This is a genomic window from Allobosea sp. 05L423, assembly GCF_056397745.1.
On record NZ_JBFTOA010000013.1, the window covers coordinates 1 to 16,630 of the forward strand.

Annotated in this window: 16 protein-coding genes and 1 pseudogene; 9 read left to right on the forward strand and 8 right to left on the reverse strand. The window is 66.6% G+C overall.

Features of this window, described 5'->3' with window-relative positions; translation table 11 throughout:
- Together AC1DNE_RS22185 and argH are read right to left on the reverse strand one after the other, a co-directional pair.
- A pseudogene (locus AC1DNE_RS22185) lies at positions 1–370 on the reverse strand (hypothetical protein); the annotation flags it as partial.
- 315 nt (positions 371–685) lie between these two features.
- Positions 686–2,107 (reverse strand): argininosuccinate lyase, encoded by a 1,422-nt coding sequence (gene argH, locus AC1DNE_RS22190; protein WP_476767342.1) that lies wholly within the window; start codon positions 2,105–2,107, stop codon positions 686–688.
- 149 nt (positions 2,108–2,256) lie between these two features.
- Here argH and AC1DNE_RS22195 point away from each other — a divergent pair, with 149 nt between their 5' ends.
- Genes AC1DNE_RS22195 through AC1DNE_RS22205 form a run of 3 tightly spaced genes read left to right on the forward strand, consistent with a single transcriptional unit; the run spans position 2,257 to position 4,957 of the window.
- Entirely contained in the window at positions 2,257–3,372 is a 1,116-nt protein-coding gene (locus AC1DNE_RS22195) for an aminotransferase class I/II-fold pyridoxal phosphate-dependent enzyme (protein ID WP_476767341.1), read from the forward strand.
- 18 nt (positions 3,373–3,390) lie between these two features.
- The gene (locus tag AC1DNE_RS22200) at positions 3,391–4,008 is read left to right on the forward strand and encodes a helix-turn-helix transcriptional regulator (RefSeq protein ID WP_476767340.1); all 618 of its coding nucleotides are present in this window, start codon (positions 3,391–3,393) and stop codon (positions 4,006–4,008) included.
- The gene (locus AC1DNE_RS22205; RefSeq protein WP_476767339.1) at positions 4,001–4,957 is read left to right on the forward strand and encodes an ornithine cyclodeaminase family protein; all 957 of its coding nucleotides are present in this window, start codon (positions 4,001–4,003) and stop codon (positions 4,955–4,957) included. Before AC1DNE_RS22200 ends, AC1DNE_RS22205 begins: the two co-directional genes overlap by 8 nt.
- Positions 4,958–5,090: 133 nt before the next feature.
- Here the strand turns inward: AC1DNE_RS22205 and AC1DNE_RS22210 are convergent, their stop codons facing one another.
- Positions 5,091–6,200 (reverse strand): aminotransferase class I/II-fold pyridoxal phosphate-dependent enzyme, encoded by a 1,110-nt coding sequence (locus AC1DNE_RS22210; protein ID WP_476767338.1) that lies wholly within the window; start codon positions 6,198–6,200, stop codon positions 5,091–5,093.
- Positions 6,201–6,516: 316 nt separating this feature from the next.
- Between AC1DNE_RS22210 and AC1DNE_RS22215 the strand changes: the two genes are divergently transcribed.
- Positions 6,517–6,795, forward strand: a complete 279-nt coding sequence (locus tag AC1DNE_RS22215; protein WP_441472424.1) for a hypothetical protein — start codon at positions 6,517–6,519, stop codon at positions 6,793–6,795.
- Positions 6,796–6,855: 60 nt separating this feature from the next.
- Here the strand turns inward: AC1DNE_RS22215 and AC1DNE_RS22220 are convergent, their stop codons facing one another.
- The 5 genes from AC1DNE_RS22220 to AC1DNE_RS22240 all read right to left on the reverse strand — a co-directional run bounded on the left by AC1DNE_RS22220 (position 6,856) and on the right by AC1DNE_RS22240 (position 11,549).
- Positions 6,856–7,704: a transporter substrate-binding domain-containing protein gene (locus AC1DNE_RS22220; RefSeq protein WP_441472425.1), complete on the reverse strand. Its 849-nt coding sequence runs from the start codon at positions 7,702–7,704 to the stop codon at positions 6,856–6,858.
- Between the two features lie 45 nt (positions 7,705–7,749).
- On the reverse strand, positions 7,750–8,523 hold the full coding sequence (locus AC1DNE_RS22225) for an ABC transporter ATP-binding protein (protein ID WP_441472426.1): 774 nt from the start codon (positions 8,521–8,523) through the stop codon (positions 7,750–7,752).
- Positions 8,520–9,245, reverse strand: a complete 726-nt coding sequence (locus AC1DNE_RS22230) for an ABC transporter permease (protein WP_441472427.1) — start codon at positions 9,243–9,245, stop codon at positions 8,520–8,522. Before AC1DNE_RS22230 ends, AC1DNE_RS22225 begins: the two co-directional genes overlap by 4 nt.
- Positions 9,245–9,964 carry an ABC transporter permease gene (locus tag AC1DNE_RS22235; protein ID WP_441472428.1) on the reverse strand — a complete coding sequence of 240 codons (720 nt, stop codon included), beginning with the start codon at positions 9,962–9,964 and terminating at the stop codon, positions 9,245–9,247. Before AC1DNE_RS22235 ends, AC1DNE_RS22230 begins: the two co-directional genes overlap by 1 nt.
- A gap of 163 nt (positions 9,965–10,127) precedes the next feature.
- Complete coding sequence (locus tag AC1DNE_RS22240; RefSeq protein WP_441472429.1) at positions 10,128–11,549, reverse strand: amidohydrolase; 1,422 nt, start codon at positions 11,547–11,549, stop codon at positions 10,128–10,130.
- A 220-nt stretch (positions 11,550–11,769) separates the two neighbouring features.
- Here AC1DNE_RS22240 and AC1DNE_RS22245 point away from each other — a divergent pair, with 220 nt between their 5' ends.
- The 5 genes from AC1DNE_RS22245 (at position 11,770) to AC1DNE_RS22265 (ending at position 16,630) form a co-directional block, all read left to right on the forward strand.
- The gene (locus AC1DNE_RS22245) at positions 11,770–11,955 is read left to right on the forward strand and encodes a hypothetical protein (RefSeq protein ID WP_476767335.1); all 186 of its coding nucleotides are present in this window, start codon (positions 11,770–11,772) and stop codon (positions 11,953–11,955) included.
- Between the two features lie 11 nt (positions 11,956–11,966).
- Positions 11,967–12,056 carry a K(+)-transporting ATPase subunit F gene (locus AC1DNE_RS22250; protein ID WP_441472431.1) on the forward strand — a complete coding sequence of 30 codons (90 nt, stop codon included), beginning with the start codon at positions 11,967–11,969 and terminating at the stop codon, positions 12,054–12,056.
- 33 nt (positions 12,057–12,089) lie between these two features.
- On the forward strand, positions 12,090–13,793 hold the full coding sequence (gene kdpA, locus AC1DNE_RS22255) for a potassium-transporting ATPase subunit KdpA (RefSeq protein ID WP_476767334.1): 1,704 nt from the start codon (positions 12,090–12,092) through the stop codon (positions 13,791–13,793).
- A 167-nt stretch (positions 13,794–13,960) separates the two neighbouring features.
- On the forward strand, positions 13,961–16,012 hold the full coding sequence (gene kdpB / locus AC1DNE_RS22260) for a potassium-transporting ATPase subunit KdpB (RefSeq protein WP_476767333.1): 2,052 nt from the start codon (positions 13,961–13,963) through the stop codon (positions 16,010–16,012).
- 12 nt (positions 16,013–16,024) lie between these two features.
- Positions 16,025–16,630, forward strand: coding sequence for a K(+)-transporting ATPase subunit C (locus tag AC1DNE_RS22265; RefSeq protein WP_476767332.1), 606 nt, complete (start codon positions 16,025–16,027; stop codon positions 16,628–16,630).

The following is a 16,630-nucleotide window of genomic DNA, read 5'->3' on the forward strand; positions in this document are numbered from 1 at the left end:
CGCCGAGCTCGGCGAGGACGGCCGGCGGCTGCGGCCCGGCTTCACCCATCGGGATGCCCTGAAAGGCGCGCTGGACCCAGACCATGCGCTGCTGACCCTCAGCATCCGCCACGTTCTGCCAGAAGCGCTTGCCCTCCGCGGGGAGGAGGCGGGGCAGCGGCAGCGTCGGATCGGCCGCGAGGGCGTGACTGATCGCGGCGCATTGCTGCTCGACCAGAGCCGGCTCGCCCTGCGGGCGCATCGCCTTGACGATGACATCACCCTCGCTGGTCCGGCCACGGAAGTTGAGGTCGTATTCGCCGCCGAGCTGCCGCAGCCCGCCATCGATGCCGAACTGTTCGGCGACCCCACGCAACCAGACGTGTTCCATCTTGTCTCCCCCGCCGCGGAGCCTGCGCCGTGCTCCGCGCTCATTCTTTCAGGCACGGTCGAATCGGCCGGCACCATCATCCATAGCCACAAAGCCGGCCGCTTTGGTCCTGCAAAGTTTGCGCGGCTGAGCCCGCCGGGATGCGTGGCGCGCCGATCTCATGGGGAATCACGCCGTCATCCCGGGCTGGACCCGGGATCCATGCCGGAGCCCATCTGATCAAGGCTCAGGCATGGATCCCGGATCTTCGCTTCGCTTCGTCCGGGATGACGCGCGTTTTCGTGTAGAGCACTCCGATTGGCGCGAAGATGCGCGTCAGACCTCCGCCGCCATGGTGCCGGCCAGCCAGCGCTGCTTCGCCCGCTCGATCGCCTCGCGCACGGTGTCCGGGGCGGTGCCGCCATAGCTGCGCCGGCTGCGCACGGAATGCTCGGGCGCCAATACTTCGAAGACCGCTTCGCTGATCCGGGGATCGACCGAGCGCATGGCGTCGAGGTCGAGCGCCTGCAAGGTGCAGCCCTTGGCCTCGGCCAGCGCAACGATACGAGCGGTGACGTGATGGGCGTCGCGGAAGGGGATCCCGGCCTCGCGCACCAGCCAGTCGGCGAGGTCGGTCGCGGTCGGGAAGCCGCGATCGAGGAAGGCGCGCATGTTCTCGGGCCGCACCGTCAGGTCGCGGATCATGCCGGTGGTGGCGGCGACGCAGAGCTCGACCGTTTCCAGCGCGTCGAACATCGGCTCCTTATCCTCCTGCATGTCCTTCATGAAGGTCATCGGCAGACCCTTCACCATCACCAGCATGGCGGTGAGCGAGCCGACGACACGGCCAGTCTTGCCGCGCACCAGCTCGGCGGCGTCGGGGTTGCGCTTCTGCGGCATGATCGAGGAGCCGGTGGTGAAGGCATCCGACAGCGCGATGAAGCGGAAGCCGTCGCTGCACCAGAGCGTAATCTCCTCGTTGAGGCGCGAGAGATGCACGGCCAGCATCGAGCAGCAGAACAGGAGTTCGCAGATGTGGTCGCGCGCGCCGACCGAATCCATCGAGTTCTCGGTCGGCCGGGCGAAGCCGAGCTCCGCCGCGGTGAACTGCCGGTCGATGGGGAAGGCGGTGCCGGCGAGCGCGGCGGCGCCAAGCGGCGAGACATTGGTGCGCTGGCGCGCGCCGGCTAGGCGCTCGCGATCACGGCCGAACATCTCGACATAAGCCATGAGATGGTGGCCGAAGGTCACGGGCTGGGCGACCTGCATATGGGTGAAGCCCGGCATGATCGTATCGGCATGCTCGCTGGCACGCTCGATCAAGGCCTGCTGCATGTCGCGGATGGCGCCGTCGAGCGCATCGATCGCGTCGCGCATCCACAGGCGGACATCGGTGACCGCCTGGTCGTTGCGGCTGCGGGCGGTGTGCAGGCGCCCGGCCGGCTCGCCGATGATCTCCTTGAGGCGGGCTTCCACGTTCATATGGATGTCCTCGAGGTCGATGCTGAATTGCAGCTCGCCGCGGTCGATCTCGCCGCGGATCTGGTCGAGCCCGGCCTGGATGCGCTCATTGTCGGCGCTTGCGATGATACCCTGGCGGGCGAGCATCGCGGCGTGGGTCTTGGACGCGGCGATGTCCTGCCGATAGAGCCGGTAGTCGAAGCCGATCGAGGGATTGATCTTGCGCATCACATCGGCCGGAGCTGTCGTGAAGCGGCCGCCCCACATCTTGTTGGCACCGGGGTTCTGGTCGGACATGATGGGCTCTCCGGGAGCGGCTTTGACGTCGCCGACATGGATAGCAATCGCGATTTGGACTGTAAATTCCAAAATTGACCTTGACGTCCAAATGATGCCTATCATACTCGCGGGAGATGCGGCGGATCGGCCGCCGCGGGATGGGCAGCATGAAGATCGAAGAATTCACCCTGGAGCGGATCCAGTCGCTCTATGAGAACACCGTCGAGTTCAACCTCTCGGATAGCGGCGTCCATCCCTACTCGTTGAACGAATTGCTCAGCGCCGATGAGCGCGCCAAGCTGATGGAGGTCGAGCTCGGCTATGGCTGGACCAATGGCGCGGTCGAATTGCGCGAGGACATCGCCAAGCTCTATCGCAACCGCAGCTCGGATGAGGTGATCGTCACCAACGGTTCGGCGGAAGCCAATTTCCTGATGGTGATGTCGCTGATCGAGCCGGGCGACGAGATCGTCGTCTTCGTGCCGAACTACCTGCAGATCTGGGGCTGGGCGCGGGCGATCGGCGCGACCGTGAAGGAAGTGAAGCTGCGTGAGGAACTGGGCTGGACGCCCGATCTCGACGAGGTCCGCCGGGCGATCACGCCGCGCACCAAGCTGATGACGATCTGCAACCCGAACAATCCGACGGGCAGCCTGCTCTCGCGGGAGACGATGGACGAGCTTGTCGCGATCGCACGCGAGCAGGGCTGCTATCTCCACGCCGATGAGGTCTACAAGGGCGCGGAACTCGAAGTCGACGAGCCGCCGAGCTTCGCCGATCTCTATGAGAAGGCGATCATCACCAGCGGCCTTTCCAAGGCGATGGCGCTGCCGGGCCTGCGGATCGGCTGGCTCGTCGGCCCTGCCGCCGACATCTACACGGCCTGGCAGAACAAGGACTACACCTCGATCACGACGAGCGCGCTGAGCGAGCAGGTCGCCCGTATCGTCGTCCAGCCGGGCAAGCGCGCGGAGATCCTGCAGCGAAGCAAGACCATCCTGCGGGAGAATCTCGCGCTGCTCAGCAACTGGGTGAAGGCGAATGAGGAATTCTTCTCCTTCGTGCCGCCCAAGGCCGGCGGCATGGCCTTCATCAAGTACAGCCACTCGATGAACTCGACGGAGCTCGTGCACCGGCTCCGCGAGGAGCGCGGCATCATGCTGCTGCCGGGCGATGTCTACGGGCTCGACGGCTATATCCGCATCGGCATCGGCGCGCCGGGCGAGCATCTCTCCGCAGGGCTGGAGCGCCTGAGCGACTATCTGAAGTCGCAGCCACGCTGACGCCTGCCTGGGGGAAGCATGACGCCGGAACTCGTTCCTTACCTGCCGATCTGCGACGCGGTCGCGCTGCTGTTCCGGCCGCATGCCGAGGTCGTGCTGCACGATTTGGGGTCGCAGAGCGTCGTGCATATCGCCGGCAACTTCTCGCAGCGCGTGCTCGGCGAGCCCTCACTGCTCGACGAGATCGGCTTCGACCCCGACGAGACGATCATAGGTCCCTATGAGAAGGTGAACTGGGACGGGCGGCGGCTGAAATCGATCAGCATCGTGCTTTCGACCGGGGGGAAGCCGGTCGGCGTGCTCTGCATCAATGTCGACGTCTCGCATTTCCACGCGCTGATGCAGACGCTCCAGGCCTTCGCCACCGTCCCGGCCGGCGCGGAAAAGCCGCAGGCGCTGTTCAAGGAGGACTGGCACGAGCGGATCAACGAGTTCGTGCAGCAATGGACTCAAAGTCGTGGTCTCGCCGTAACCAGCCTCAGCCGGGCCGAGAAGCGAGAGCTGGTCGCGGACCTTGCCGCCAACGGCGCCTTCGGCGGGCGCAATGCTGCGGCCTATATCTCGCGCATCCTCGGGCTCGCCCGCGCGACCGTCTACAACTACCTCAACCAGGCCAACGAGACCCCGGATGCTTGATCTGACGCGGGCGGAGATCGAGGCCGCCGTCGATCTCGACCGGGCCTTCATCGCGCTGGAGGAGGGGTTCAAGGCGGCTGCGGCCGGCCAGGTGCAGATGCCGCCGGTCGGCTATCTCGGCTTCCCCGCGCATAACGGCGACTGCCATATCAAGTTCGGCCATATCGCCGGTGATGCCATCTTCGTCGTTAAGATCGCGACCGGCTTCTACGACAATCCGGCCAAGGGCCTGCCGACGACGAGCGGCATGATGATCGCGCTTTCGGCCGAGACCGGCGCGGTCGTCGCGATCCTGCGCGACGAGGGCTGGCTCACCGATTTGAGGACGGCGCTGGCCGGAGCCATCGCGACGCGTGCGGGCATGCGGGCCGATGCGCGCCGGATCGGGATCGTGGGCGCCGGCACGCAGGCGCGCTTCCAGATCCGCGCCGCTGCGCATCTGCTGCGCGAGCGCGAGCCGCGCTTCGCATGCTGGGCGCGCTCGCCGGAGAAGCTGGAGGCGCTACAGCGCGATCTGGAACGGGAGGGCATCGCCATCGAGCCGGTGGCCGAGCTGGAGGCGCTGTGTGCGCGCTCGGATGCGCTGATCACGGTGACGCCGGCTGCCGCGCCGATCATCCGTGACGACTGGATCAAGCCGGGAACGCATATCACCGCGCTCGGAGCCGATGCACCGGGAAAGCAGGAGTTGGACTCCGCGCTGGTGGCGCTCGCTGACACAAGGATCGCGGATTCGCTGGAGCAGAGCCTCGACCATGGCGAGTTCGCCGCTGCCGCAGCCGTGGGGCTGATCGATGCGGGCGATTGCGTCGAGCTGGGGGCGGTACTGGCCGGGCAGGTGCCGGCGCGGCGCTCCGACGACGACATCACCATCGCCGACCTCACGGGGATTGCGGTGCAGGACATCGCGATTGCGCGGGTGGTGCTGGACGGGATCGGGCGTCGATAGCGCCAGCCTTCGACGGGAAGGGCGTCCTTCTCGGGCTTGCCCCGAGAATCTTTGGAAAGCGAGGTGTCGGAGCCTCCTTCGGCACGAGATGCTCGGGTCAAGCCCGAGCATGACGGCGAGTTAGAAAGGCTCGTCAGCCCTTGTGCCGCGCCAGAAACCGATCCAGCCTCGCCAGCCCTTCCCGCAGCACGTCGGTCGGTACACCGATGCCGATGCGGATGTGGCTTTCAATGCCGAACCAGCTTCCCGCGACGACGAATACGCTCTCCTCCTCGCGCAGCTTCTGCGAGAAGGCCTCGGAGGGCATGTCGAGCGGGTAGCGCAGAAAGGCCATGCCGCCGGCCTGCGGGCGTCGCCAGGACCAGTCGTTATGCTGCGCCATCCATTGCGCAACGAGATCGGCATTGCTGCGCAGCAAATCGCGGCCGCGTGCAAGCAGGCGCCCGCGTGTTTCCGGACGCATGACCTCTTCCGCAAGGATCTGGCTGAGGATGCCGCTGCCGATCGTGGTGTAGTCCTGCCGCTCGGCCGCAGCCGCTACGACCTCCGCGGGAGCGACGATCCAGCCCAGACGCAAGCCCGGGCAGGCGAAGGACTTAGACAGGCTCGAGGTGACGAGCACCTTGGGGTAGCTACCCCAGAGCGTCTGCGTCTCCGCGCCGTCGATCTCGCCGCCGCGGTAGATCTCGTCGACGATGAGCCAGGCGTCGTTACGCTCGGCGGCCTCGATGAGAACGGCGCGGCTCGCAGCAGAAAGCACGCTGCCGGTCGGGTTGGCCGGGTTGGTCACGGCGATGGCCTTGGCGCCGGCAGCGACGGCGGCGAGCTGCTCTGCGTCGATCTGCCAGTCGCTCTCGCCGGAAAGCTCCAGCCGGCGGATGTCGAGGCCGAGCGCGCGGCCGAGGCCGTCGATCTGCATGAAGTTAGGCAGGGCGAAGACGAGCGCGTCGCCGGGCTCGAACAGCGCCATCAACGCGATCATCGTCGCCTCGGAGGAGCCGTTGGTCACCAGCACATTGGCGGCGGTGGCGCCCGGATACCAGGAGGCGATGTTGCTGCGCAGGTCCGGCCGGCCGTCGGTCCAGCCATAGCCGAGGGGCTGCTTGAGCAGGTCGCGCGCTGCCTGTTCGCCCAGAATATCCTCGATCGCCCAGGGATGGACGCCGCTTTCGGTCAGATTGATCTCGACGTCGTTCTCGAAGAGCGTCTGGTTCCGCTCCATCTGGAAAATGTCGAACTTCACGGGAGCCTCCGGCAATGCCGCATCGAACCCTGCCATCGCAGGGCAGTGCGTTTGCTCGATCTGTGAGGCCGGGCGGCCGAGGGGTCAAGTCAAATTTAGACAATCAGTCCAATTTGGACTTGTTGTTTATTCAATCCGTGTTGCGGCGTCGGTTGCGTCGAAGCCGGGTTCGATACCCTAGCCTGTGCGCAGCTCGTTGTTTTTGTGGGTGATGCCGTTCTTGCGGCGGGTGTTCAGGGCATGGCCGCAATTCCGCCTGCCTTGCGGGGAACCTCGCCGCCCCCATATCCGTTGCGCCGCCATGCTCGAATCGATGATGCCCGCCCAGAACTTCCGCTTTCCCGGTGTCCTGAACTCTCAGGAGCTTCTCGTCGCAGAAGCCGTGCTCGCCAGAGCCTGGGCTGCGCTGGACTATGACGCGCGCACGGACGCGGAGCTTGAAGCGGAAGCGCGGGATCGCCTCGGGCGCATCATCCTGCAAGCGATGTCGCGCGGGTCGGATTCGATTTCTGATCTCTCGGCTGCGGCGGTCGCCGAGTTCAAGGCGACCAAGCCGGCGATGCGCGTCGAGATCGCCGGCCGGCAGGACGGCTGAGGCTCGCGCAGAAGGAACTGCGCGATCGCCGCATCGGACGATCGCGCAGGACGAGGCGCTTCAGCGCACCGTGACGTCGAAGCCGAAATACTTCTCGCCCAGTGCCTTGATCGTGCCGTCGGCATTGGCCTCGGCGATCGCCTTGTCGAACTTCGCCTTCAGCTCGGTGTCGCTCTTGCGCAGGCCGATGGCGCTGCCCTTGCCGACGATGCCGCCCTGGAAGCGCGGGCCGACCACGACCATGTCCTCGTTGCCGGCCTTCTTGGCGGCGGTGGAGAGATAGGCCATCGAAGCCATGATCAGGTCGACGCGGCCGGCGGCCAGGTCGAGGTCGTGCTGCTCGGTGGTCTTGTACTCGCGAATCTCGACGAGGCCCTTCAGGTACTTTTCGAGGAAGGCGCCGTTGATGGTCGAGGTCTGCACGCCGATGATCTTGCCCTTGAGCAGGGGCTTCAGCTTCTCGATCTCGGCAAGGGCACCGGGCTCGTCGGTGGTCAGGTGGAAGATCTTGCCGGTGTCCGGCAGATCGGCGAGCGGGCTGCCCTTGATGACGGCGAAGGTCTGGCCGGTCGAGCCGTAGGGGTTCGAGAAGAGGATCGCCTCCTCGCGCTTCGGGGTGACCGACATGCCGGCCATGATCGCGTCGAACTTGCCGGCGTTGAGGGCGGGGATCATGCCGTCGAAGGCCTGGGCCTCGATCGAGCAGTCGAGATTGGCCCGCTTGCACAGGTCCTTGTACAGGTCGATCTCGAAGCCGGCGAGGGTGCCGTTGGCCTCGGTCCAGTTCCACGGGCGGAAGGCGCCTTCGGTGGCAATGCGCACCTTCTGCGGCGCCTGGGCGAGGACGGGGGCGGCGAATGCGGCAGCGCCGAGCGCGGCGAGCGCAAAGAGCTTGGTGATGGTCTTCATGGTCTCTTCCCTGATGATGCGGCCGCGAGCGGCGCGCGGTTAATATCAGCCCGCCAGGAACTGGCGGAAGCGTTCGGAACGGCTGGCGGTGAAGACCTGCTGCGGCGGGCCCTCCTCCTCGATGACGCCCTTGTGCAGGAACACGACCTTGCTGGAAACGTCGCGGGCGAAGCCCATCTCATGCGTCACGACCAGCATGGTGCGGCCCTCTTCCGCAAGAGAGCGCATCACGCGCAGCACTTCGCCGACGAGCTCGGGGTCGAGCGCCGAAGTCGGCTCGTCGAAGAGCATGACCTTGGGGCGCTGGGCGAGCGCGCGGGCGATCGCGGCGCGCTGCTGCTGGCCGCCGGAGAGATGCGCCGGATAGTGGTTGCGCTTGTCGGCGATGCCGACGCGGGCGAGCAGCGCCTCGGCCTCGGCGATGCATTCGGCGCGCGGGCGCCCCTGCACATGGATGGGCGCCTCGATGACGTTCTCCAGAATGGTCATATGCGACCAGAGATTGAAATTCTGGAAGACCATGCCGAGCTCGCTGCGGATCCGGTCGACCTGGCGCGGATCGGCAGGCTTGGTGCCGTTCGGCGTCTGCTGCAAGCGGATAGTCTCGCCGGCGACCGTGATGTCGCCTGAGTCCGGTATCTCCAGCATGTTGATGCAGCGGAGCATGGTCGATTTGCCCGAGCCCGAGGAGCCCAGGATCGAGACGACGTCGCCCTCGCGGGCTTCGAGGGAGATGCCCTTGAGCACTTCGAGCGAGCCGAAGGTCTTGCGCAGATTGGTCAGCGAGACCGCGACGGGGCGTTCTGGGACGGCGCTCATGCGGAAGCTCCGGATTTCAGGGTCGCGGGTGCGCCGGGGGCGGGGCGCAGATGTGGCGTCAGCCGATATTCGGCGTATTGGACGAGCCGCGTCACGACGAAGTTGATGACGAGGTAGATCGCGCCGGCGACGATGAAGACCTCGATGGCGCGGTAGGTTTCCGAGATCAGCTTGGCGGCGAGCCCGGTGATCTCCATCAGCGTGATGATCGAGGCGAGCGAGGTCGCCTTGATCATCAGGATGAGTTCGTTGCCGTAGCCCGGCAGGGCCTGGCGGATGGCGAGCGGCAGCACGATGCGGCGGAACATCAGAAGGCGCGTCATGCCGGCGGCGCGGGCGGCTTCGATCTGCCCGGCCGGCACGGCTTGGAGCCCGCCGCGGAAGATCTCGCTGGCATAGGCGGCGGTGTTGAGCGAGAGCGCCAGCAGCGCGCACCAATAGGGGTCGCGCAGCAAGGGCCAGGCGAAGCTCATGCGGACTTCGCGGAACTGGCTTAGCCCGTAATAGATGATGAAGATCTGCACGAGCAGCGGCGTCGAGCGGAAGATGAAGACGTAGAAGCGCGCGAACCACTCCAGCGGCGCGATGCCGGACATGCGCAGCAGCGCGAGCAGCAGCGCCAGCACCGAGCCGCAGGCGACCGAGGAGAGCGCGAGCTTCAGCGTCAGCGGGATGCCTGCGACCAGCGTCAGCAGCGTCTCATACATGAAGGCGAAATCCATCACGCCCTCCTGAGGCCGCGCGTGAAGCGCGTTTCCGCCGCGCGCAGGCCCCAGCCCGACACCGAGGAGATGACGAGATAGAGGATCGCGGCGATGAAGAAAAAGGTGAAGGGCTGGCGGGTCGAGCCGGCGCCGATCTGGGCCTGGCGCAGGATCTCGACCAGGCCGGTGACCGAGATCAGCGCGGTTTCCTTCAGCACGAGCTGCCAGACATTGCCGAGGCCGGGCAGGGCATAGCGCAGCACGAGCGGGGCGATGACGCGCCTGAGTCTCAAAAACGGGCTCATGCCGCAGGCGATGGCAGCCTCGATCTCGCCGCGCGAGACGGCGCGATAGGCGCCGCGGAAGACCTCTGTGTGATAGGCGCCGGAGACGAAGCCGATGGCGAGCGCGCCGGCAAGGAAGCCGGGCAGGCTGATGAAGCCGGTCGCTCCGAAGAGCCGGCCGAGCGGGGTGAGCACCGCGCTCGAGCCGAAATAGAAGAGGTAGATGACCAGAAGGTCGGGGATGCCGCGCAGCACGGTGGTGTAGCCATCGGCAAGCCGGCGCGTGATCGGGCCGCCGGAGAGCTTGGCCCAGGCGCCCAGCGCCCCGATGACGGCGCCGAGCGCAAAGCCGCAGATCGCGACGGCGATCGTCATGCCTGTTGCCGCCAGCAGGGCGGGGCCCCAGCCATTGGCGCCGAAGCCGATGATCTCGAAGAAGCCAGGCTGGTTCATCGGCCCCTGCTTTCGACAAAAAGAAATCCGCCGGATGGGAGGGGCGGGAAGCCCCGCCCATCCGAGCGGTGTGACGATGCGCTTGATTCCCGCAGCGGAGCGAATACGCAAGTCATCGAGCGGCTTTGCTCACATGCATCGCGCGCTTCCGCCGGGAAGAGCGTCAATGTGCCGCCATGTCGAGCGGGGGTTCGACATCGTCGGTGATCGGGTTGGCGAAGGGGTTCTTGGCGCGGAACGCCGCGAAATCGTCCTTCGCCGCCTTGAGCAGGGCGGGATCGTTCAGCACGTCGGCGGCGACGCCGGCCATCGCCTTGGCCGCCAGCGCCAGGCCCTTGTGCGCCGCAGGGGCCAGGCCCTGGGCGACGAGCTGCCAGGAATGGCCGGGCGTGCCGATGGCGTAGCAGGCGGTGCGGCATTGCACGGTCGGGACGACCCAGCTCACCGTGCCGACATCGGTTGAGCCGACCGAGGTGTCGTTGCCGGCGCCGAGCGGATAGATGTCGTCGCTCAGCGCCTCGCCTTCCTTCGGCTTGAGGTCGAAGCGGCCATAGGCCGCGGCGATGTCCTCGGCGCTCAGGGTCTTCTGGAACTTGGCGGCGAAAGCCTGGTCGGCGGCGTCGAAGCCCGGGCCGCCGAGCGCCTCGAGATTGGCCTGCATCGCCTCTTCGAGCGGGCGGTTGCCGATCAGGTTGGCGTCGCCGGAGAGCTGCTTGACGGAGACGGTGGTCTCGCTCATCAGCGCGGCGCCCTCGGCGATCTTCTTCACGCGGGCGACGAGATCCCACATCTCACTGAGGGTGGCGGCGCGGATCAGCTGGCGCGTCGTCGCGGTGGCCTGGACGACGTTGGGGGCGATGCCGCCAGCGTTGATGATGGCGTAGTGGACGCGTGCCGTCGAAGGCATATGCTCGCGCATGTAGTTGACGCCGATATGCATCAGCTCGACGGCATCGAGCGCCGAGCGGCCGAGATGGGGCGCGGCGGCGGCGTGCGAGGCGCGGCCGCTGAAGGTGAACTCGATCTCGACGCAGGCGAGCGAGAAGGGCCGGTTGACGCCGTTGAACGAGGCCGGGTGCCAGCACAGTGCGATATCGACGTCGTCGAAGGCGCCGGCGCGGACCATGAAGCCCTTGGCCGAGCCGCCTTCCTCCGCCGGGCAGCCATAATAGCGCACCCGGCCCTTGATGCCGTTGGCGGCGAGGTAGTCCTTCACCGCGGTGGCGGCGAGGAGGGAGGCCGAACCCAGCATGTTGTGGCCGCAGCCATGGCCGTTGCCGCCCTTCTCGACCGGCGTCTCGCTCGCGACGCCGGCTTCCTGGCTCAGGCCCGGCAGCGCGTCGAATTCACCCAGGATCGCGATGACCGGGCCGTCTTCGCCGGCCTCGCCGACCACGGCGGTGGGCAGGCCGGCTACGCCGGTGGTGACGCGGAAGCCCTCGCGCTCCAGCATGGCCTGATGCTCGGCCGCAGAGCGGACTTCCTGATAGTTCAGCTCGGGCATGTGCCAGATGCGGTCGGAGAGCTCGAAATAGGCCGGGGCCTTGTCGTCGATCAGACGCCAGACGTCCTTGCTGTTGCTCATGGAAGGCTTCCTCCTGCGCGGGCTCTATTGCCCAAATTCGCGCCAGCTTCTGGCATGGCGCATGGGCGGCTCACAAGCGGCCCGGTGACGGGGTTTCCCTGCGTTTTCGGTAGGGCAGGCGGCCTTTAGCGCCGCCGCCGTTCGATGCTCGCCCGGCGCGTTGGCCGAAAATTCCTATAAAATCTTTATATCCGCGCCTCCGTCCTTCTCTCGAACGGCTATGGCCTCGGCGCGATATTGGCCCGAACGGCCGGTCCCCCAATGGAACCGGTGCTCGCTGCCGGACGGATGGTCCGGCAGCCACGACCATCGGGGTTATTCGATGATGGACACCATCGTACTCGCCATCGGGCTCGTCTTCTTCGGGCTCTCCTTCGCCTATGTCGCTGCCTGCGACGCGCTGTAGGGGAGGCCGGAATGCTTCTGGATTACGTCCTGGGCGGAGCGGTGACGCTGTTCCTGCTCGCCTACCTCACCTACGCGCTGATCCGCCCCGAGCGGTTCTGACGGCGGCGGCCCCTCAGATTCGGAACCTCATCCATGACCCTCAACGGATGGATCCAGATCCTGCTCTTCTGCGGGATCATCATTGCTCTGGCTAGGCCGCTTGGCGGCTACATGACGCGCGTCTTCGCCGGCGAGCGCACATTGCTTTCGCCGGTCCTGCACCCGGTCGAGCGGCTGCTCTACGGCGCCGCCGGCACGCATGAGAAGGAGGAGCAGCACTGGACGAGCTATGTCACGGCGATGCTGCTGTTCAACCTCGCCGGCTTCCTCGTGCTCTACGCGATGCAGCGGCTGCAGGGCGCGCTGCCCTTCAACCCGGCGGAGATGGGCGCGGTGCCGGCCGATCTCGCCTTCAACACGGCCGCGAGCTTCGTCTCCAATACCAACTGGCAGAACTATGCCGGCGAAAGCACGATGTCCTACTTCACCCAGATGGCGGGGCTGGCCGTGCAGAACTTCGTCTCGGCGGCGACGGGCATCGCCATCGCCGTCGCGGTGATCCGCGCCTTCGCGCGCCGTTCGGCCCGCACGCTCGGCAATTTCTGGGCCGATCTCGTTCGCGCGACGCTTTATGTCCTGCTGCCAATCTGTGCGATCGGGACGCTCGTCCTCGTCTGGCAGGGCGTGCCACAGAACCTCAACCCCTACACCGTCGCGACGACGCTCGAAGGCGCACAGCAGACGATCGCGCAGGGGCCGGTCGCCTCGCAGATGATGATTAAGCATCTCGGCACCAATGGCGGCGGCTTCTTCAATGCCAATGCGGCGCACCCCTTCGAGAACCCGACCGCCTTCACCAACCTGATCCACTTGGTCGCGATCTTCGCGATCGGCGCGGCTCTGACCAATGTCTTCGGCCGCATGGTCGGCAACGAGAAGCAGGGCTGGGCGATCTTTACCGTGATGGGCCTCCTGTTCGTGGCCGGCGTCATCGTCTGCTACTGGGCCGAGGCCGCCGGCAACCCGCTCGTCCAGGCGCTCGGCCTCGATGGCGGCAACATGGAAGGCAAGGAGACGCGCTTCGGCATCGTGCTCTCGGCGCTGTTCGCGGTCGTCACCACCGCTGCATCCTGCGGCGCCGTCAACGCGATGCATGACAGCCTGATGCCGCTGGGCGGGCTGATCCCGCTGATCAACATGATGCTCGGCGAGATCATCATCGGCGGCGTCGGGGCCGGTTTCTACGGCATCATCCTCTTCGTCGTCATCGCCGTCTTCGTCGCCGGGCTGATGGTCGGGCGCACGCCGGAATATCTCGGCAAGAAGATCGAAGCGAAGGAGGTCAAGATGGCGATGCTCGCCGTGCTCTGCCTGCCGCTCGCCATGCTCGGCTTCACCGCCGTCGCCGTCGTGCTGCCGGATGCCGTCGGCTCGATCGCCAATGCCGGCCCGCACGGCTTCTCCGAGGTGCTCTATGCCTATACTTCGGCGGCGGCGAACAACGGCTCGGCCTTCGGCGGGCTCTCCGGCAACACGGTCTGGTACAATCTGACCATCGGCGTCGCCATGCTGATGGGGCGCTTCCTCGTCATCATCCCGGCGCTGGCGCTGGCAGGCTCCGTCGCGGCCAAGAAGACCGTGCCGGAATCGGCGGGCACCTTCCCGACGCATGGGCCGCTCTTCATCGGCCTGCTCATCGGCGTGATCGTCATCGTCGGCGGCCTGACCTTCTTCCCGGCGCTCGCGCTCGGCCCGATCGTCGAGCACCTGGCGATGCTCGCCGGCCAGAGCTTCTGAGGAACTGGTCATGCGCACCGAAACGGGACCTCGCCCTTCGACCCTCATCTGCGGAGCGACGATCGCGGTCCTGTTGATCGCCATCGTCTTCCACGCCCTTTCTTTCCTGCTTGCGGCGGTCTGACCCGAGAGGGGTCCCGCTCGCAGGCCACGACGGAGCTTTCGTCATGAGTCATCCAAGGTCCGGCAGCATCCTCGATGCCCGCATTCTCGTCCCGGCGCTCGGTGGCGCCCTCCGCAAACTCGATCCGCGCAGCCTTGCCAAGAACCCGGTGATGTTCGTCGTCGCCGTCGTCTCGGCGCTGACCACGATCCTGCTGCTGCGCGACTGGCTCACTGGGGCGACCCATCTGGGCTTTTCCTTCCAGATCGTGCTCTGGCTCTGGTTCACGGTGCTGTTCGCCAATTTCGCCGAGGCCGTCGCCGAAGGGCGTGGCAAGGCGCAGGCGGATTCGCTGCGCCGGACGCGCGCGGAGACGCAGGCCAAGCTGCTCAGCGGTACCGATCGCAGCAAATACACGCTGGTCCCCGGGCCGAGCTTGAAGCTCAACGACGTCGTGCTGGTCGAGGCCGGCGACATCATCCCCTCAGACGGCGAGGTGATCGAAGGCATCGCCTCGGTCAACGAGGCCGCGATCACCGGTGAATCGGCGCCGGTCATCCGCGAATCCGGCGGCGACCGCTCGGCCGTCACCGGCGGCACGCAGGTGCTGTCGGACTGGATCCGCGTGCGCATCACCGCGACGGCGGGCTCGACCTTCATCGATCGCATGATCGCGCTGGTCGAAGGCGCCGAGCGGCAGAAGACGCCGAACGAGATCGCGCTCAACATCCTGCTCGCCGGCATGACGCTGATCTTCGTGCTGGCGACCGCGACGATCCCCAGCTTCGCCAGCTATGCCGGCGGCGCGATCCCTGTGATCGTCCTCGTCGCGCTGTTCGTGACGCTGATCCCGACCACCATCGGCGCGCTGCTCTCGGCCATCGGCATCGCCGGCATGGACCGGCTGGTGCGCTTCAACGTGCTCGCCATGTCCGGCCGCGCCGTCGAGGCGGCGGGCGACGTCGACACGCTGCTGCTCGACAAGACCGGCACGATCACGCTCGGCAACCGCCAGGCGACGGCCTTCAGGCCGGTCCGTGGCGTCAGCGAGCATGATCTTGCGGACTCCGCGCAACTCGCCTCGCTCGCCGACGAGACGCCGGAAGGCCGCTCCATCGTCGTGCTCGCCAAGGAGCAGCACGGCATCCGGGCGCGCGATCTCGTTGGTCTCAACGCCCATTTCGTGCCCTTCACCGCGCAGAGCCGGATGAGCGGCGTCGACCATGACGGCTCCAGCATCCGCAAGGGCGCCGTCGATGCGGTGCTCGCCCATGTCCGCGCGACCGGTGGCGAGGCCGAGGCGGCGCGCGAGGTGCAGTCCATCGCGGAGGAGATCGCCAAGACGGGCGGCACGCCACTCGCCGTGGCGCGCGACGGCAAGCTGCTCGGCGTCATCCAGCTCAAGGACATCGTCAAGGGCGGCATCCGCGAGCGCTTCGCGGAGCTGCGGCGCATGGGCATCCGCACCGTGATGATCACCGGCGACAACCCGATGACCGCCGCCGCCATCGCGGCCGAGGCCGGGGTGGACGACTTCCTCGCCCAGGCGACCCCTGAGAACAAGCTCGCGCTGATCCGCGAGGAGCAGGGCAAGGGCAAACTCGTCGCGATGTGCGGCGACGGCACCAACGACGCGCCGGCTCTGGCGCAGGCCGATGTCGGCGTCGCCATGAACACCGGCACGGTGGCGGCGCGCGAGGCCGGCAACATGGTCGATCTCGACAGCGACCCGACCAAGCTCATCGAGATCGTCGAGATCGGCAAGCAGCTCTTGATGACGCGCGGCGCGCTGACGACCTTCTCGATCGCCAACGACATCGCGAAATACTTCGCCATCATCCCGGCGATGTTCATCGCCTTCTATCCGCAGCTCGGCGCGCTGAACTTCATGCAGCTGGCCACGCCGCAGAGCGCGATCCTCTCCGCGATCATCTTCAACGCGCTGATCATCGTCGCGCTGATCCCGCTCGCGCTGCGCGGCGTGAAGTACCGCGCGGTCGGCGCGGGGGCGCTGCTCTCGCGCAACCTGCTGGTCTACGGCCTGGGCGGCATCATCGTCCCGTTCATCGGCATCAAGGCAATCGACATGGCCGTCACGGCCGTCGGCCTGATCTGAAGGAATTCAGCCATGCTTCGTCATATCCGCCCCGCGATCGTGATGATCGTCGCGCTTACCGCCATTACCGGTCTCGCCTATCCGCTGGCGATGACCGGTCTCGCCCAGGCGCTGTTCCCGCGCCAGGCGAATGGCAGCCTGATCGAGAAGGGCGGCAAGGTGATCGGCTCCGAGCTGATCGGCCAGTCCTTCACCGGTGAGCGCTATTTCCATGGCCGGCCGTCGGCGACGGTCGGCGCCGACCCGACCGACAGCAGCAAGACCGTTGATGCGCCCTACAATGCAGCCGGCTCCGGCGGCTCCAATCTCGGCCCGACCAATCCCAAGCTGATCGAGCGCATCAAGGGCGATGTCGCCACGCTGAAGCAGGAGAACCCGCAGGCCGCGGTTCCGATGGACCTCGTGACGACCTCGGCCAGCGGGCTCGATCCGCATGTCTCGCCGGAGGCGGCCTATTTCCAGGTGCCGCGCATCGCCAAGGCGCGCGGCCTGAGCGAGGCCGATCTGCGCAGCCTGGTCGCGGACCATCTCGAGGGACGCCAGCTCGGCATCCTCGGCGAGCCCGTGGTCAATGTGCTGAAGCTCAACCTCGCTCTCGATGCGGCGACGGCAAAATAA

What these genes read in the sequence shown, in the direction of transcription:
- AC1DNE_RS22200 (WP_476767340.1), top strand. Translation starts at nt 3,391, where the DNA reads ATGACGCCGGAACTCGTTCCTTACCTGCCGATCTGCGACGCGGTCGCG.
- kdpB (WP_476767333.1), top strand. Translation starts at nt 13,961, where the DNA reads ATGAGTCATCCAAGGTCCGGCAGCATCCTCGATGCCCGCATTCTCGTC.
- AC1DNE_RS22250 (WP_441472431.1), top strand. Translation starts at nt 11,967, where the DNA reads ATGCTTCTGGATTACGTCCTGGGCGGAGCGGTGACGCTGTTCCTGCTC.
- AC1DNE_RS22265 (WP_476767332.1), top strand. Translation starts at nt 16,025, where the DNA reads ATGCTTCGTCATATCCGCCCCGCGATCGTGATGATCGTCGCGCTTACC.
- AC1DNE_RS22225 (WP_441472426.1), bottom strand. Translation starts at nt 8,523, where the DNA reads ATGAGCGCCGTCCCAGAACGCCCCGTCGCGGTCTCGCTGACCAATCTG.
- AC1DNE_RS22230 (WP_441472427.1), bottom strand. Translation starts at nt 9,245, where the DNA reads ATGGATTTCGCCTTCATGTATGAGACGCTGCTGACGCTGGTCGCAGGC.
- AC1DNE_RS22235 (WP_441472428.1), bottom strand. Translation starts at nt 9,964, where the DNA reads ATGAACCAGCCTGGCTTCTTCGAGATCATCGGCTTCGGCGCCAATGGC.
- AC1DNE_RS22245 (WP_476767335.1), top strand. Translation starts at nt 11,770, where the DNA reads ATGGCCTCGGCGCGATATTGGCCCGAACGGCCGGTCCCCCAATGGAAC.
- AC1DNE_RS22195 (WP_476767341.1), top strand. Translation starts at nt 2,257, where the DNA reads ATGAAGATCGAAGAATTCACCCTGGAGCGGATCCAGTCGCTCTATGAG.
- AC1DNE_RS22240 (WP_441472429.1), bottom strand. Translation starts at nt 11,549, where the DNA reads ATGAGCAACAGCAAGGACGTCTGGCGTCTGATCGACGACAAGGCCCCG.
- argH (WP_476767342.1), bottom strand. Translation starts at nt 2,107, where the DNA reads ATGTCCGACCAGAACCCCGGTGCCAACAAGATGTGGGGCGGCCGCTTC.
- AC1DNE_RS22215 (WP_441472424.1), top strand. Translation starts at nt 6,517, where the DNA reads ATGCCCGCCCAGAACTTCCGCTTTCCCGGTGTCCTGAACTCTCAGGAG.
- AC1DNE_RS22220 (WP_441472425.1), bottom strand. Translation starts at nt 7,704, where the DNA reads ATGAAGACCATCACCAAGCTCTTTGCGCTCGCCGCGCTCGGCGCTGCC.
- AC1DNE_RS22205 (WP_476767339.1), top strand. Translation starts at nt 4,001, where the DNA reads ATGCTTGATCTGACGCGGGCGGAGATCGAGGCCGCCGTCGATCTCGAC.
- kdpA (WP_476767334.1), top strand. Translation starts at nt 12,090, where the DNA reads ATGACCCTCAACGGATGGATCCAGATCCTGCTCTTCTGCGGGATCATC.